The organism is Streptomyces sp. Y7 (genome assembly GCF_043195415.1).
Lineage (GTDB): Bacteria > Actinomycetota > Actinomycetes > Streptomycetales > Streptomycetaceae > Streptomyces.
On the sequence record NZ_JBIDDQ010000002.1, the window covers coordinates 459,324 to 475,201 of the forward strand.

15 protein-coding genes and 1 pseudogene are annotated in these 15,878 nt (G+C 70.1%); 11 read left to right on the forward strand and 5 right to left on the reverse strand.

Annotated features, from left to right (window positions below; translation table 11 throughout):
* Nucleotides 1–49 precede the first annotated feature (49 nt).
* The gene (locus ACGFW6_RS08015; protein WP_393505840.1) at nucleotides 50–1,117 is read left to right on the forward strand and encodes a LacI family DNA-binding transcriptional regulator; all 1,068 of its coding nucleotides are present in this window, start codon (nucleotides 50–52) and stop codon (nucleotides 1,115–1,117) included.
* Between the two features lie 225 nt (nucleotides 1,118–1,342).
* The gene (locus tag ACGFW6_RS08020) at nucleotides 1,343–1,558 is read left to right on the forward strand and encodes a hypothetical protein (protein ID WP_393505842.1); all 216 of its coding nucleotides are present in this window, start codon (nucleotides 1,343–1,345) and stop codon (nucleotides 1,556–1,558) included.
* A gap of 39 nt (nucleotides 1,559–1,597) precedes the next feature.
* On the opposite strand, the gene ACGFW6_RS08025 is transcribed toward ACGFW6_RS08020, so the two are convergent.
* Both ACGFW6_RS08025 and ACGFW6_RS08030 read right to left on the reverse strand, forming a co-directional pair.
* Complete coding sequence (locus tag ACGFW6_RS08025; RefSeq protein WP_393505843.1) at nucleotides 1,598–2,035, reverse strand: SRPBCC domain-containing protein; 438 nt, start codon at nucleotides 2,033–2,035, stop codon at nucleotides 1,598–1,600.
* On the reverse strand, nucleotides 2,032–2,373 hold the full coding sequence (locus ACGFW6_RS08030; protein ID WP_393505845.1) for an ArsR/SmtB family transcription factor: 342 nt from the start codon (nucleotides 2,371–2,373) through the stop codon (nucleotides 2,032–2,034). The genes ACGFW6_RS08025 and ACGFW6_RS08030 overlap by 4 nt, the downstream gene beginning before the upstream one ends.
* 97 nt (nucleotides 2,374–2,470) lie before the next feature.
* Between ACGFW6_RS08030 and ACGFW6_RS08035 the strand changes: the two genes are divergently transcribed.
* From ACGFW6_RS08035 to ACGFW6_RS08060, 6 genes and pseudogenes are all read left to right on the forward strand, one after another.
* On the forward strand, nucleotides 2,471–2,893 hold the full coding sequence (locus ACGFW6_RS08035; RefSeq protein ID WP_393505847.1) for an SRPBCC domain-containing protein: 423 nt from the start codon (nucleotides 2,471–2,473) through the stop codon (nucleotides 2,891–2,893).
* Nucleotides 2,894–3,061: 168 nt separating this feature from the next.
* Nucleotides 3,062–3,634, forward strand: coding sequence for a TIGR03086 family metal-binding protein (locus ACGFW6_RS08040; RefSeq protein WP_393506963.1), 573 nt, complete (start codon nucleotides 3,062–3,064; stop codon nucleotides 3,632–3,634).
* 160 nt (nucleotides 3,635–3,794) lie between these two features.
* Entirely contained in the window at nucleotides 3,795–4,259 is a 465-nt protein-coding gene (locus tag ACGFW6_RS08045) for an SRPBCC family protein (RefSeq protein ID WP_393505849.1), read from the forward strand.
* Between the two features lie 3 nt (nucleotides 4,260–4,262).
* A complete protein-coding gene (locus tag ACGFW6_RS08050; RefSeq protein ID WP_393505851.1) occupies nucleotides 4,263–4,592 on the forward strand; it encodes a TfoX/Sxy family protein in 330 nt (109 codons plus the stop codon).
* A gap of 191 nt (nucleotides 4,593–4,783) precedes the next feature.
* Nucleotides 4,784–5,068, forward strand: a complete 285-nt coding sequence (locus tag ACGFW6_RS08055) for a hypothetical protein (RefSeq protein ID WP_393505852.1) — start codon at nucleotides 4,784–4,786, stop codon at nucleotides 5,066–5,068.
* Between the two features lie 152 nt (nucleotides 5,069–5,220).
* Nucleotides 5,221–5,517 (forward strand): annotated as a pseudogene (locus ACGFW6_RS08060) (MFS transporter); the annotation flags it as partial.
* Between the two features lie 28 nt (nucleotides 5,518–5,545).
* Here ACGFW6_RS08060 and ACGFW6_RS08065 read toward each other — a convergent pair.
* Entirely contained in the window at nucleotides 5,546–6,616 is a 1,071-nt protein-coding gene (locus ACGFW6_RS08065; RefSeq protein ID WP_393505854.1) for a glycoside hydrolase family 43 protein, read from the reverse strand.
* A gap of 315 nt (nucleotides 6,617–6,931) precedes the next feature.
* Here ACGFW6_RS08065 and ACGFW6_RS08070 point away from each other — a divergent pair, with 315 nt between their 5' ends.
* On the forward strand, nucleotides 6,932–10,207 hold the full coding sequence (locus tag ACGFW6_RS08070) for a LamG-like jellyroll fold domain-containing protein (protein WP_393505856.1): 3,276 nt from the start codon (nucleotides 6,932–6,934) through the stop codon (nucleotides 10,205–10,207).
* A 190-nt stretch (nucleotides 10,208–10,397) separates the two neighbouring features.
* Here the strand turns inward: ACGFW6_RS08070 and ACGFW6_RS08075 are convergent, their stop codons facing one another.
* Nucleotides 10,398–11,375 (reverse strand): ArsR/SmtB family transcription factor, encoded by a 978-nt coding sequence (locus ACGFW6_RS08075; protein ID WP_393505858.1) that lies wholly within the window; start codon nucleotides 11,373–11,375, stop codon nucleotides 10,398–10,400.
* Nucleotides 11,376–11,464: 89 nt separating this feature from the next.
* On the opposite strand from ACGFW6_RS08075, the gene ACGFW6_RS08080 reads away from it, so the two are divergent.
* On the forward strand, nucleotides 11,465–12,715 hold the full coding sequence (locus ACGFW6_RS08080; RefSeq protein WP_393505861.1) for an MFS transporter: 1,251 nt from the start codon (nucleotides 11,465–11,467) through the stop codon (nucleotides 12,713–12,715).
* A 46-nt stretch (nucleotides 12,716–12,761) separates the two neighbouring features.
* On the forward strand, nucleotides 12,762–13,346 hold the full coding sequence (locus tag ACGFW6_RS08085) for a DinB family protein (protein ID WP_393505863.1): 585 nt from the start codon (nucleotides 12,762–12,764) through the stop codon (nucleotides 13,344–13,346).
* A 76-nt stretch (nucleotides 13,347–13,422) separates the two neighbouring features.
* On the opposite strand, the gene ACGFW6_RS08090 is transcribed toward ACGFW6_RS08085, so the two are convergent.
* Complete coding sequence (locus ACGFW6_RS08090) at nucleotides 13,423–15,783, reverse strand: AbfB domain-containing protein (RefSeq protein ID WP_393505865.1); 2,361 nt, start codon at nucleotides 15,781–15,783, stop codon at nucleotides 13,423–13,425.
* Between the last annotated feature and the right edge of the window lie 95 nt (nucleotides 15,784–15,878).

The window sequence follows — 15,878 nt, forward strand, 5'->3', positions numbered from 1 at the left end:
ACCTGCCGGGACATAAACTCGGCAGCTCCGAGGGGCAGGGAGGGTTCCGGTGGCACGACCGAAGATCAAGGACGTCGCGCGGCTCGCAGGTGTGTCGGAGAAGACGGTCTCCAACGTCATCAACGACTACACCCACGTCTCCGACCGGACCAGGCGCGCCGTCCGCGAGGCCATCGAGGAACTCGGCTACAAGGTGAACCTGGCCGGCCGTCATCTGCGCCAGGGCCGCACCGGCATCATCGCCCTCGTCATCCCCGAACTGGACGTCCCGTACTTCGCCGAACTCGCCCGGCACGTCATCCGCGAGGCGGAACGGCGCTCCCTGACGGTGCTGATCCACCAGACCGGCGCGGATCGCGATCACGAGCTGGCGGCACTGACCGGGTTCGGGTCCAGTTTCGTCGACGGCGTCATCCTCAGCCCGCTCGCCCTCACCCCCGACGACCTGCGTGACCGTGCGGGTTCCCCGCCCACCGTGCTGATCGGCGAACTACTGGAGGAAGGCGCCGACCACGTCGCCATCGACAACGAGAAGGCGGCACGGGAGGCGACCGAGCACCTGCTCGGCCTCGGCCGCCGTTCCATCCTGGTCATCGGCGGACGCAGCGACGCGGGCCTGGGCACCGCCGAGGCCCGGACCCGCGGCTACCGTGCCGCGCTCGCGGAGGCCGGCGTCGCCTACGATCCGTCGGCCCTCCTGCCCGTCGAGTCCTTCCGGATGCCCGACGGCGCCGAGGCGGTGGCCCGGGCACTGAGCGAGGGCGCCCGCCCGGACGCGCTGCTGTGCCTCAACGACCAGTTGGCGCTGGGCGCGCTGCGCACCCTGCACGAGCACGGCATCCGGGTCCCCGAGGAGGTCGCCGTGGTCGGCTTCGACGACGTCGAGGCCGGACGCTTCAGTGTCCCCACGCTCAGCACCGTCGCCCCCGACAAGGCGGCGGTCGCCCAGGTCGCCGTGGAACTCCTTCAACGCCGGATGGACGAGGCCACGGGGAACTCTTCGGCGGACGCCTCCTCGACGGGGGTGCGGTCGGTTCAGGACCTCGTGGTGGCGCATCGGCTGGTGTTGCGGGAGAGCACGGAAGGGCCGCGTCGGGATCGTGTGGCGCAGAGCTGACCGTCGCCGGCGGTCCGCGGTTCACGGTCCGCGGTCCGCGGTCCGCGGTTCACGGTCCGCGGTTCACGGTCCGCGGTCCGCGGTCCGCGGTTCACGGTCCGCGGTTCACGGTCCGCCGCGAAGAGACCAACGGGGTGGTCCGCGGAAGTGTCGGGCGGCGCGTGGTCGGGGTGCTCAGCCATGCTGGGGCGAGGCGGCATCCCTTCTGGCAGCAAGGAGCACCGTATGCCCACCGACACGGTCGCACGATTCCTGACGGCCCTGGACCCGGAGCAGCGTGAGGCGGTCGGTGCCAAGCCGCGCCAGGAGCAAGAACGCCTTGCGGCGGCATGGGAACGCGAACTGGAAGCGGACGACGAACTCGACACCCTCGACGAACTGTCACCGCCGGCCGCGGAGGCCGAGGCCGCCCGCCGCGTCCTGGATCGCGAGAGCGACTGACGGCCGCTGCCCTACAGCAACGGTGACCGCGCCGCAGGGTCACATCCAGACGTCGTCCCCCGGATCGCCGCCCTGCGCGGCCGTCGCGAGCCGGTCCACGTAGTGCGTCCACCCCTCCTCGTGCGCGGCGCACGCCTCCGGGGAGGGCAGGCCGCGATGGTGCAGGCGCAGGAGCGTCCCTTCGGGGACGGGTTCGAGGGTGATCTCGACCGTGGTCGAGCCGGGCGGTACGGGCATGCTGCCCTCGGCCCAGCCCCAGGTGAAGACGAGCCGCTTCGGCGGGTCGATCTCGATGAAGCGGCCCTCGGCGACGTTCTCGCCGGTGACGTTGGTCCGGTAGGCGCCGCCCGGTTCGAAGACGAACTCGCCGGAACGGCCCATCCAGGACAGCCACTTGTCCCGGTCGGTGAAGAAGGAGAACACCGTCTCGGGCCGAGCTGCGATCAGCCGCTCGACCATCACCACGCCTGCGTTCACGAACTCGCCCCTTCTTGACGCCCGTCCCGATCCTGGCGCCCGTCCCGCTCGGCCGCTTCCGCCAGCTCGGCGAGAGTGTCGATCCTGGCGGCCCACATGGACTGGAGGTAGTCGGCGAGGGGGCCCATGTTCTCCCGGTCCGCCCGGTAGAAGCGCTTCTTGCCGTCCTGGCGCAGCGTAACCAGGCCGGAGTCCCTGAGCACCTTGAGGTGCTGGGAGACCGCTCCGAAAGTGACGTCGAACCGCTCCGCGATCTCACCCGCGGACAGCTCTGCGTCCCAGACCAGACGCAGGATCTCGCGCCGTCTCGGCTCGGCCACCGCCCGTACCGCATCCATGGAGTTCATTTTAGCGTCCGCTACAGCTTGCACATCCGAAGCGCTTCATTTTAGTCTCGACTAAAGCGAACGAGGACTGAAGTGAGGAGCACCCGCCATGGCGGACATCTCGATGCAGCTGCACATAGCGGCCGACCCGGACACCGTGTACGCGGCGATCTCCACGACCGACGGCATCCACGGCTGGTTCACCACCACCGCAGCCGCGGAGCAGGGCGTAGGTGGGGCGCACGAGCTGCGTTTCCCCGGCGTGGAGGAACCCTGGCGGCTGCACATCACCGAGGCCGAGCCGGGCAAGCGGCTGGTCCTCACCGGAGAGAACGGCCCCTGGACCGACACGGTCCAGACCTACGAGATCCTGGCCCGCCCCGACGGGGACGTGACGCTGCGCTTCACGCACAGCGGCTTCCCCGGCGTCGACGACGCCTACCGGGACTTCACCTACGGCTGGGCGACGAAGTTCACGCAGCTGAAGGCGTACGCCGAGACGGGCGAACCCGCCCCGTTCTTCACGGGCTGACGCAGAACCCGAGACATGCCCGGCCGGCGCAGGCCCCTCCTGTCGGGAAAGCGGGCCGAGAAGCGACGCCGCACCGCGCCACCCAGTACCACGCACGCACACAGCACCGAACACACCTCGCCGGGGTCGCAGGCACCGGCGCGGGAGAGGGAGAACCCCGTGAACCCCATGACCGCCCCGCACAACACGCTGCACTCCGCCCTGAGCGAGTGCGCCGAGGTCGTCACGGCGACGGCTTCCGGCATTGCTGTCGAACAGCTCGGCAACCGCACGCCTTGCGAGAAGTTCACCGTCGCCGAACTGCTCGACCACCTGGGTCAGACGCTGTCCTCTTCCACGCGGGCCGCGCGGAAGGAGCCACAGCCCGGCGAGGGGGCCGTTCCGGGCATGTCGGCGCAGACCGTGGCCCGGTGCGCCGAAACAGCCGCGGCTGCCTGGTCCGCCCCCGAAGCGTACGAAGGCACCACCCACTTCGGTCCGGGAGAGATGCCGGCCGGCTTCGCCGCCACGATCACCCTGGAAGAACTCGCCCTGCACGGCTGGGATCTGGCCCGCGCCACGGGCCGCCCGTTCGACCTCGGCGACGAGACCGCGCAGCTCGTGCTGAGCGCGGTCGAGGAGATCGCCGAGCAGGCCCGGGCCAACGGCGCCTTCGGCCCGCCCGTGCCCGTACCCGCCGACGCACCGGCCTTCCACCAGGCGCTCGGAGCCAGCGGGCGGAATCCCGCGTGGAGCGGCTGACCGCCGGGAGCCCTCGGAAAGAACATGCGCGGTGACCGGCATCCGCGTTCCCCACCCGGCGCCCGCGCCTGGGGCCGCCCAGGCGGTGCTCGGCGTTCCGCCGCAAGCATCCACAGCGCACCGGGTGGTGGCGCCGGGCGGCAGCGAGGAAGGTGAAGCAATGACGATCGACGTGACGGCCGAGCGGGCCATCCCGTTCCCGCGCGAGCGGGTGGCCGCGTACGCCATGGACTGGCGGCACGACGCCGAGTGGACCCAGGGGATCCGCACGGCCGAGCTGACCCGGGAGGCGGACGCCGGGGGTTTCGGTGCCGGGGCCGAAGTCACCCGGACGGCGCACTTCCTGGGACGCCGCATCGACTATGTGCTGCGGGTCGCCGCGTACGACCCGCCCGGGCTGCTCGACATGGTCTCGGTGGCGGGTCCGATGCCGATGCACGTCACGTACAGCTTCGAGCCCCACCCCGACGGCACCCTCGCCCGCATCCGTGTCCGAGGCGGTGAGGGTGGTTTCTACAGACTCGCCGCCCCGCTGCTCGCACGCCAGGTACGCGGCAATCTCGTCAAGGACCTTCGGGATCTGGAAGCACGCCTCGTGAAGCAGGGGAACCCGGAACAGGAGTGAGACGTGGCGTACGACGAAGGACTCGCCGAGCGGATCCGGGAACGGCTGGGCACGGACCCGGAGATCAGCGAGAAACGCATGTTCGGCGGGTTGGCGTTCTTGCACCGCGGCAACATGGCCGTCGGCGTCACCGGCGACGACCTCATGGTCAGGGTCGGCCCGGATGCGACGGACGCAGCCCTGGCACGGCCGGGAGCCCGGATCTTCGACATGACGGGTCGTCCGATGCGCGGCTGGGTCGTGGTGGACGGCAGTGCGGTCACGGAGGACGAGGCGCTGGGCGCCTGGGTCGACGAGGGACGCGCCTTCGCGGCGGGCCTGCCACCCAAGTAGGCGGACAGCCCGCAGCCTTCGGCGCAGTTCTTCCCTCCGGCCCCGGCCGGCGCCCGCCCTGCCTCCCCCCGTTCGGACCACCATGAGGGCCTTTTCCAGTGATTTACGCCGGGCTCGCGCACAGCGCACGGCCCGCGGCGGGTACGCCGACCACGCAGATCACGGCCCCACGATCCACGAGGAGAGCAGCCATGTACGCAGTGGTCCGGCGGTACGAAGGCGTGACCGATCCGGCCGAGGCCGGGCGCCGGGTGAACGAGGAGTTCGTACCGCTCCTGCGCCAGGTCCAGGGATTCGTGGCCTACTACTGGGTCGATGCCGGGGGCGGCGTGATGGTGTCGACCGGAGTGTTCCAGGACCGGTCCGGCGCCGAGGAGTCGACCGACAGGGCGAGGGACTTCGTACGGGACCGCCTGGCCGCTCTGCTCCCCGTCCCGCCGCAGGTGACGGCCGGCGAGGTGGTGGCTCACTCGTAGGCGACCTGAGAGCCGAGAGCCGGAGTCGGATCGGGTGACCGCCCTCCTCGCGCCCACCCAGCCGTGAGGCGTGGGTGACTCCCGCCCTGCCGTGAGACACAGGTGACTCCCGCCCAGCCGTGAGACACAGGTGACCGATGGGGTACCCGACCCTGCCGGCGCTGTTCCCGACCCAGGTCCGCTACGGCTCCCTGTCCGTCGGCTACAACCTCTCCGCCTCCCTCTTCGGCGGCACCACGCCCCTGGTGATCACGGCCCTGATCTCCGTCACGGGCACCGACCTGATGCCCGCGTACTACGTCATGGCCGCGGCCGTGGTCGGCGTGATCGCTGTGGCCTGTATGAAGGAGACGGCAGGTCAGCCGCTGGCGGGCTCCCCGCCGTCCGTCGCGACGCCGGAGGAGGCGGCCCGGATGGTGGAGAGCCAGGCGCCGGCGCCGAGGTTCTGAACGGGCCACGGCGACGCGACGCCGGTCCTCACTCGAAGAACTTCAGGCTCCAACCGGTGTCCGTGTTCGGGCCGGGGACGTTGGCGCGGCTGTAGGTGGTGTTGCCCCACCAGCAGAACGTGCCGGTGTACCAGTACCGGTTCTCCCATGCGTACGGCGTTCCCTTGGGGACCGCGTGGAACATCAGCGGAAACCTCGGGCCGGCCGGCGGGCTCGTGCCGATGTCGCCGTCGAGCAGGACGAAACTGTGGTGGCCGGGGCCGTTGACGTGCAGCGTCGGGTCCCAGCCGGCCATCATCGTGCCGCGGTTGGAGCCGAAGAGACAGCCGTTGGACTTGTACCAGTCCCAGACGTACGTCGGGTCTCCCCCGGCACGCAGCCGCAGGTCCGCCAGGCAGTACTGCTCGCTCCAGCTGCCGTTGGCGGAGTACACGATGTGCAGTTGGCCGTTGGGGTCCTTGATGGCCTCGGGTGCCTCGTTGATGAACGGGTTGCCCACCACCCGCTCCCAGCTCTCCCGGGGCTGCGAGATGATGTGGCGCGCGCCGGTCGGGGTGGTCGGGCTGCTCATCCGGGCGATGTAGAGGTTCTGTTCGACGTTGGTGTCGCCGGCCCAGCCGGACCACACGAACCAGCGCTGCCCGTTGAAGGTGAACAGGGTCCCGTCGATGGCCCATTTGCCGTCCGGCAGGGCCAGTTCGCTCTCGGCCGTGTATCCGCTGTCGGCGACGGCCGAACTGATGACGTACATGCGGTGGGCCGGTCCGCGACCTGCCGAGAAGTAGATGTAGTAGCGGCCGCCGTCCCGCACGATCTCGGGAGCCCAGACCTCCCCGCGGTCGCGGGTGTCGGACCAGACCTGCCGGGCGGGCGCGCTCGCGAGAGCGTCCGTCGACGGAGCCTGCCGGACGACGATGCCGCCACCGGCCGACTGCACCGAGACGTAGGTGCCACCGACGCGAAGCACGCTCGGGTCCGCGGCCCGCAGGGTCGTCTGTCCTGCCCGGGCGGGCTCGGCGGACGTCAGGGCCAGCACGGCGGCGAGGACGCCGGACAACAGCACGGCCACGACGCCCGTGTACCGGCGCGGACAATCCATGGTCACCTCGGCGCCCCGCTTTCCATCGATGGAACAGCTCTCCGGCAGCATCGTTATGGGTTGCGGGCATGTCAATGCCGCGGAGGGTCGAGTCCGTAAGTCGCCTTCGGTACAAGGCCCGTGAGGGTGGGTGACCGAGTGGTGCGCGAGGTCTGGACAGCGGTCGAGGGCCGTGCTGTCATTTCGCCTGGCGCAAGATTTCCAACGTTGAAAGAACCGCCCGACCGCGTCCGTTCCGGTCTTCCGTCACTCCGGCGGCCTGGTCCTTCCAGCCGACCGGTCCCGGTCCGCGGCACCCGTGCAAGGAAAGGTTCGATGACAAGACAACACACCCGCACACGGACCAGACTCTGGGCGCTGCTGGCCACGGCCGCTCTCGTCGTGCCCCCGAGCGGTCTGGCCGCCACCGCGTCGGCAGCGGAACCGACCGGCAGCGCCTCGGCGCTCTCCACCGAAGCAGCCGATGTCGAGGTGCACGGCCTGAAGGGCGAGTACTTCAGCATGTCGGCCCCGGGCGCCCGGGACTTCGCCGAACTCGGTGGCACGCTGCTCGACCCGCAGATCAACTTCTCCGGTCTGACCAGCACCTTCCAGGAGCTCACGGGCAAGACGGAGCACACGACCGCCCGTTGGACGGGCCGGATCGAGGCACCGGCCACCGGCGACTACACCTTTTACGCCATCGGCGACAACGGCTTCCGCCTCTACATCGACGGCGAGCCGGTCATCGACCACTGGGAGCCGGACTGGGACCGGGAGCAGACCAGCGCCGCGATCCGGCTGAACGCCGGCGAGAAGCACGACTTCCGTCTGGAGATGTTCCAGGACTTCGGCGGCTCCAACATGTTCCTGCGCTGGGCGGGCCCGGGCCTGTCCAAGCAGCTCGTGCCGATGTCGGCGTTCACGCCGCCCGAGGGCTTCGAGGTCTACCCGGTCGAGATGTCCGTGGCCGCGGACGGACGCCGTCTGCGCGCCCGCTTCGAGGGCAGGGTCGGTGACCTCGCCGCGGTGAAGGGCCACCTGAAGGTCGAGGCCGACACCACGGCCATGCCCCTGAAGTCGGTCGCCGTCGACCCCGCGGACCGCAACTCCCTGCTCGTGACGCTCGCCGAACCCATCCAGAAGAACCAGCAGGTGCGGGTCACCTACGACGGCGAGGGCGGCCTGACCTCGGGCGGCGAGACCGTGCCGAAGGTCATCCGCTACGCGGACAACGCCTCCACCCACCGGCTCACCACCAAGTGGGGCGACAAGGTCGACAAGCGGAACCCGCTGCCGGAGTACCCGCGTCCGCAGCAGGTGCGCTCCAAGTGGAGGAACCTGAACGGCCCTTGGCAGTTCAGCGGTGCCGAGGCGGGCGAACAGCCGGTGTTCGGCAAGGACCTCGACGAGAAGATCGTCGTGCCGTACCCGGTGGAGTCGCAGCTCTCCGGCCTTGAGCGGCACGAGGACCACATGTTCTACCGCAGGCTGGTGAACGTCCCCAAGGACTGGAAGGTCGGCAAGGACGGCAAGGGCAACCGGCTGAAGCTGAACTTCGGCGCCGTGGACTACCAGGCCCGCGTTTTCGTCAACGGCACGAAGGTCGCCGAACACACCGGTGGCTACGACGCGTTCAGCGCCGACATCACCGACGCGCTGAAGGATTCGGGGCCCCAGGAGGTCGTGGTCGCGGTCACCGACACCGGGGGCGCGGACCAGCCGATGGGCAAGCAGTCCACCAACCCGGGCGGCATCTTCTACACCCAGTCGTCGGGCATCTGGCAGACCGTCTGGATGGAGCCCGTCGCGAACGCGGCGGTCGATAACGTTGTCTCCACGCCCGACATCGACACGAGCAGCCTCGCGGTGACGGTGGAGTCGGACAAGGCGTCCGCCGGGGCCCGCGTCGAGGCCGTCGCCCGCGACAAGCGCGGCAACGTCGTCGGCAAGGTCAGCGGGCCGGCCAACAAGCAGCTGCGGCTGCCGGTCGCGAAGCAGCACCTGTGGAGCCCGGACGACCCCTACCTCTACGACCTCGACGTCAAGCTCACCGACGGCAGGTCGACCGACAAGGTCGGCAGCTACTTCGGTATGCGCGAGATAGGCATCGCGAAGGTCGGCGGTTTCCAGAAGCTGGTGCTCAACGGCAAGCCGGTCTTCTCCCTGGCCACCCTCGACCAGGGCTTCTGGCCCGACGGCCTGTACACGGCACCGAGCGACGAGGCCCTGGCCTTCGATCTGAAAGCGCACAAGGAGCTCGGCTTCAACGCCGTGCGCAAGCACATCAAGGTGGAGCCGGCGCGCTGGTTCTACCACGCGGACAAGCTCGGCCTGCTGGTCTGGCAGGACTTCGTCTCCGGCAACATCACGAACGAGACCGGGCGGCGCGCCTTCGTCGACCAGGGCCGGGAGATGATGCGCGAGCACCACAACGCGCCCTCCGTGATCGGCTGGATCGTCTTCAACGAGGGCTGGGGCGAGTGGGACCGCACGGAGACCGGCAAGATCGCCGAGGCCGTGAAGGAGGCCGACCCGTCGCGTGTCGTCAACGCCCACAGCGGTGTCAACTGCTGCAACTCCAAGGGCGATTCAGGCAAGGGCGACATCATCGACCACCACGACTACAACAACGAGGACCCGCCGTTCCCCGACGACAAGCGGGCGGCGATGGACGGTGAGCACGGCGGCTTCACCCTGCGCACCCCCGGGCACATGTGGCCGGGCGCGCCGACGGTGATCTACAGCGGCGTCAACGACAAGGAGGCGCTGACCCGCAAGTACGTCGAGAACACCGAGAAGTTCTACCTCGACCAGGCCGGAGCCGAGCTGTCCGGTTCGATCTACACCCAGATCTCCGACCTGGAGAACGAGCTCAACGGCCTGTACACGTACGACCGTCGGGAGATCAAGGTCGACCCGGTCCGGGTCCGTGAGATCAACCGCAAGGTCGTCGCGGCCGGTGCCGCCGCGGGCGAGCGCCAGCCGCTCAAGGGCGGTGGGCACTGGGCCCTCGACGAGGGCACCGGGACCACGGCGAAGGACGACGGCCCGAACGCCAAGCCCCTGACGCTCTCCACGGGCACCACCTGGACGCCCGGAGTCAGCGGCAGCGCGCTGAAGTTCGACGGCAACGGCCAGTACGCCGAGACGGACGGACCGGTGCTCGACACCACCGGAAGCTACTCGGTGTCCGCCTGGGTCCGGCTCGACGAGCTCCCCGGCAACTACGCCACCGCGGTCAGCCAGGACACCCGCCGCCAGACCAGCCCGTTCTACCTCCAGTACGGGCAGGGCGCGTTCGCCTTCAGCACCCCGGGCGAGAGCCGTGCACGTCTGGTGACCACGCCGGAGAAGGGCCGCTGGTACCACCTGGTCGGCGTCCGCGACAGCGCCGACAACACCATCGCGCTCTACGTCGACGGCAAGCCGGCGGCGACCGCGACCGGCGGCGCGGCCTACCCCAGCACCGGTTCCCTGTCCGTCGGCCGCGCCCAGTGGGGCGGCAATGACGTCGACTTCTGGAACGGCGCGGTCGACGAGGTCCACGCCTACGACAAGGCCCTCACCGCCGAGGAGGTGAGCGCGCTCTACACGGAGGAGAAGCCGTAGCACCAACGGCGACGACCGGGCCCCGGCGGGATGGCTCCCCCGCCGGGGCCCGTTCGCGTCTCGCCTTTGACCGCGGACCCGGCGTACGTCCGTCCGCGGTACCCGGCGTACGGGGGCGTCGGAGCGGCCCTCCTCACTCCCGGTCGCGCGATCATCTGCCGCGCCTCAAAAGCAGTGCTGCTCTGAGAGCTCAGCCCGAACCGGCGACCAGCGCCTCGCCGAGGGGGGTGCGTCGGTAGAGCACCGACCGTCCGGACCGGGCGCGGACGAGCAGCCCCGCGCCTCGCAGAATGGCGAGGTGGTCTCCCACCGCGCCGGGAGCCATGGCGAGGCTTCGGGCGAGGTGGCTGGTGCTGGCCGGGGCGTCCAGCGCCAGCAGCAGCCGGGCTCGGGACCGGCCGACCAGAGCGGTCAGCGCGTCCGGTTGGGGGACGGTCTCCTGTTCGCCCCACAGGGCGGCCGTGCCGCGTGCACGGTAGACCAAGGTCCTGGGCCAGGGGTCATCCAGGTGTGCGGCGATATGCCCGACGCAGACCGAAGGGATCAGCAGTAGCCCGTCGCCGGCGAGGCGGACTGTTCCGCCTCGGAAGAAGCCGATCTCGATACCGCCGGCGCGCCAGGCGATGCCCGGGTGCAGGCCCTCGATGGTCGTGGCCCAGCCGTGTTCGCCGATCACACCCACCCGGTGCACGACATCGCGCTCACAGATCGCGCGCAGTTGCGGCCAGTCCGCGGCGAGCAGCTCGTGCCACGCCTGGTCCATCGCCTCGGCGATCCTGGAGACAGCGTCCGGCGAGTCCAGCACTGCGCGTACGCGGGGATCACGGGCGGACGGGCCGGTCACGGTGGCGGCGAATTCGTGGCGGGCCGCTTCCAGGGGTGTGGCCCGAATCATGGCCAAGTCGTCTGCCCAGGTCTGGCTGAGGCCGCGCGGAGGCGGGGCGACGAAGTTCGGTCCGCCTTGCGGGGCCTGCAGAGCGAGGGCGGCGTCCAGTTCGGTCTCGCGGCGAAGTCGCTCGAAGGCCGGAAGGAGCCGGGTCGCCCAGGCTCGCGGCAGCGGCCGGTCCAGGCCGGAGAGCGAGCGCAGCAGCAAGCAGAGGTCCAGCGCAGGCGACAGTGCGAAGCGGCTGCGCAGCAGGTCCTCGACGGAGACTTCGAAGCGGAGCACCCTGCGATGCTACCTCCGGACGTCCGTTTCGATTCGTCCAGCGACGAATCATTGGTGAGTGGTATGAGCGCACGACGAGGGTGTGCGACATGATCCCAACCGCCGAACCCGTGCAGGGCAACCACCGTGCCACCTACCGGGAAGTGCTGGCCGAGCCGCGGTTCCGGCTGCTCTTCTCGACCCGCGCCGTCGCGATCACTGCGGGCTCGCTGCGGATCACCACGTTCTCGGTGCTGGTCTTCGCGACCACCGGCTCAGCGCTGTTGAGCGCACTGGCCTTCGGCATCGGCTTTCTCCCGCAATTGTTCGGCTCGCTGCTGCTGGGCTCACTGGCCGATCGACTGCCGCCCCGCGCGCTGATCGCCGGCGGCTACGCCCTGGAGTGCGCCGCCGCCCTGCTGCTCGCCCTGGTGCGGATGCCGATCGCGGCAAGTCTCGGCGTCATGGCGCTGGTCGCCCTCGCCACACCGGTGTTCGGCGGCGCGTCGAGTCGGCTGGTCGCGCAGTGGCTGAAGGGCGACGCCTATGTGCTGGGCCGTTCACTGAACAACCTCGCCTCCTCCGGTGCGCAATTGTTCGGTCTTGCGCTGGGAGGTGCGGTCGTCGCGGTACTCGGCCCGCACCGGGCGCTCGCGGTGAGCGCCGCCCTCTACCTCGGCTGCGCGCTCGCCATCCGCATCCGGCTGCCCCGGCTGGAGCCGGGAGAGTTCGGCGGCACACCCGGCAGGGCTCGCGGCGACGGCGGGGCGGTCCGGGCAAGCCTGCACGGTGCCGGCCTGCTGCTGCGCGGACACACGGTACGACGGCTGATGCTGGCCCAGTGGCTACCGCCCGCGTTCGTGGCGGGCGCGGAAGGTCTGATCGTCGCCTACGCGGGAGGACGCCACTTCGGGCCCGGCTGGTACGCGGTGCTGATGGGCTGTCTGCCGGTCGGCATGCTTGTCGGTGACCTCCTGGTGGGTCGACTGCTACGGCCACCCACCAGGGAGCGACTGGTGGTCCCGTTGATCGCGCTGACGGGACTGCCGCTGGTCGGCTTCGCCACCGAGCCCGGAGTGGGCGTCTCGTCCTGTCTGCTGCTGCTCTGCGGCTTCGGACTGGCCTACGGTCTCGGCCTGCAACGGCCGTTCCTGGACGCCCTGCCGCGGGACGGCCAGGGCCAGGCCTTCGGTCTGCTCGGCTCCGGCAGCATGACGCTGCAGGGCATCGGGCCGGCCTGCTTCGGCTCGGTGGCCGCAGGCACCGGCACAGGCGGCGCGATCGCCCTGGCAGGCGGCGCGGCGGTGCTGACCGCCGGCTGGATCCTCACCTGGCACCCGCCCGCCCCATCGCCTCTCTGACAGACAGCCATTCCCGGTAGCTCATCCCACGGAAGGTTCATGCCCCATGATCGATGAATTCGCGAAGGACGACCTGCACCGGAGACTACGGCGGGACCGCAATACGCTGCTCTGGAAGCTCGACGGCTTGTCCGAGTACGACGCACGCCGGCCTTTGACAGCGACCGGGACCAACCTCCTCGGCCTGGTCAAACACGTGGCCACCGTCGAGGCCAGATACTTCGGCAAGGTCTTCGACCGCCCTTCCCCGGAACCGCTGTGCCGGTGGCAGGACTCCGACGGCAGCGATCAGTGGGCGACCGAGGACGAGACCCGCGATCAGATCATCGGGTTCTACCGGCGCACATGGGAACACTCGGACGTGACGATCAACGAGCTTTCCCTCGACTCCCCCGGCCACGTGCCATGGTGGCCGGAGCCTTCTCCCAACACGAACCTGTTCGCCGTCATGCTCCACGTCCTCACCGAGACCATCCGGCATGCCGGGCACGCCGACATCCTGCGCGAGGGCCTCGACGGCCGCACCGGGGTACGCCCCGAATACGAGCAGCCGATCGACGAGGAAGCCCGTGCGGCCCACTGCGCGAAGATCGAGCAGGCCGCCAGGTCGGCCACATCAACCAAGGCCTAGCCGGATATCACAGGCACGGAAGCAGGGCGGCGGCGTCCGCCGACGCCGCCGCCCTGTCCCGAGTGCTACTCCCGGCTCACGGTGCCCAAGGAGCCTCCACGGCCCACGTGGTGTCCTCCGTGAAGAGGCCGGGGTTGTCCCAGATGTGGGTGCCGCCCGGGGTGGCGAGCCACAACTCGGCGTTGTAGTGGCGCAGGTACTGCTCCGGGAAGTTGTACGCGGAGAGGCGTACGCCGCCGTTGGCGCCCGCGACGGGGCAGAAGGTGGCGTCGGCACGGTACAGGTCGCCGCTGCCGGGCTCCTTGTAGACGCGGTACTCGCGGTGGCGCAGGTACTCGCCCGGGTAGTTGCGCGACTCGAAGCTGTAGCAGGAGCTGTTGGCGAGACCGGGGACGATCTTCCAGGTGGCGTCGTTCTTCAGCAGGGCGTCGCTCGCCCCGGTGACGATGTCCGTGAAGGCGGCTCCGTCCCGGTGGCGCAGGTAACGGTCGGTGTGGCCGGGGGTCGTCACCCGCAGGGACTTGTACTGGTTGGTGGGCAGGGTGAGGGGGGTCGTCGAGCCGCGGGAGGCGTTGATCAGCGCCTGGTTGGCGGCGCGGACCCGGGCCTCGTCGACCTTGACCACCTGACGGTCGTAGGTGAGCAGGCCGTTGACCTCGTTCTCGACGTCGGTGATCTCGGTGTAGACCGAGGCGGACAGGCCGCGGGGCATGCGTACCTCGCGGATCGCGTCGATCAGGCCCACGAAGCGGTTGTTCAGGTGGGCGAGGTCGGCCTGGTCCTCGTAGCTGAAGCCGCCGCCGGGGTACCACTCGTGGCCGGCGACCTTGAAGCCCAGTCCGCCGAACTCGCCGAGGACGGCGGCGCGGGTGGCGCTGGGCACGGTGGTGCCGGGGCCGACGTAGACGTGGTGGTCGACGACGTCGCCGTTGCCGCCGTCGACGGCTCCGCAGCAGTTCACGCCGCTCATGTTGTCGACGAGGCGGGAGGGGTCGTAGGCCTTCACCTTGTCGGCGATGCGGGCCTGGTCGTACTGGCCCCAGCCCTCGTTCTGGTTGACCCACATGACCAGGGACGGCGAGCTGCGGTGCTGGTCGATGATGCGGTCGTACTCGGCCTCCCACTGGGTGCGGGCGGCGGCGTCGGGGGTGCGTTCCATGGACGGCATGTCCTGCCAGACCAGCAGGCCGAGCCGGTCGGCCCAGTAGAACCAGCGCTGCGGTTCGACCTTGATGTGCTTGCGGACCATGTTGAAGCCGAGGTCCTTGTGCTTCTGCAGGTCGTGGCGCAGGGCGGCGTCGGTGGGCGCGGTGTAGATGCCGTCCGGCCAGTACCCCTGGTCCAGGGTGCCGGTCTGGAAGACGAACTTGCCGTTGAGGACGGGGCGGAGGGTGCCGTCGACGCGGGCGACGCCGATGGAGCGCATGCCGGTGTAGCTGCCGACCGAGTCGACCGTCGTGCCGCCGGAGAGGAGGTCGGCCTTCACTTCGTAGAGGAAGGGGTCCTCCGGGGTCCACAGGTGCGGGTTCGGGACGGGCACGGTGAACTCGGTGCCGACCGGGCCGGTGGCGGTGCCGACCGTGGTGCCACCGGTGGAGACGGTGACGCGGGCCTGGTGGCCGTTCGTGCCGGTGCCGCGGACGGTGACCTTGAGGCGGCTGTTCGCCAGGTCGGGCACCAGGTCCAGGCGGCTGACGTACGCGGAGGCCGTGGGTTCGAGCCACACGGTCTGCCAGATGCCGGATGCGGCCGTGTAGAGGATGCCGCCGCCCGGGTGCGGGGCTACGTCACGGATGCGCTGCTTGCCGATGGCCTGGGTGCCGGTCTCGGTGGGGTCCCAGACGGAGACGACGATGGTGTTGGTGCCGCCGTTGAGGAGGTCGGTGACGTCGTAGGTGAAGGCGTCGTAGCCGCCGTTGTGGGTGGCGCCGGCCTGTCGGCCGTTGACCCATACCGTCGTACGCCAGTCGCTGGCGCCGAAGTTGAGCTGGACACGGCGGCCGTTCCAGTTCGAGGGGACGGTGAAGGTGCGCTTGTACCAGAGCTTGTCGTTCTGGGTGATCTTGCGCTGGATGCCGGAGAGCGCGGACTCGGCGGCGAACGGCACCCTGATCTGCTCGCTGAAGGTGGCCGGCTGTCCGGCGTCCGCCGAGGTGACGGCGAAGTCCCAGATGCCGTTGAGATTGGCCCAGTCGGGGCGGGTCAGCTGGGGGCGGGGATATTCCGGGAGCGGGTTGTCGACGGGGACCTGGTTGGTCCACGGGGTCGTCATGGGGGACGGCTTGGGTGTCCAGGCCCGGGGTGCGGCGGCCGCGGAACCGGTGGCCGTCAGTGCCGTGCCGCCGACCAGGGTGAGCGCGGCGAGCGCGGTGGTCGCCCACCGCGCTCGTCGTCTCAGCCAGTCCAGCGGCCTTCGGCCTGCGGGTACTCGACGCATCGTGCCTCCTTGAATCGTGGGGTGGGGAGACCTGCGCGTGCGGGCGGTGGCCGGAAGGGAGTCCGGCCGCCTGGAACCGGACCCGGCGGCCGGGC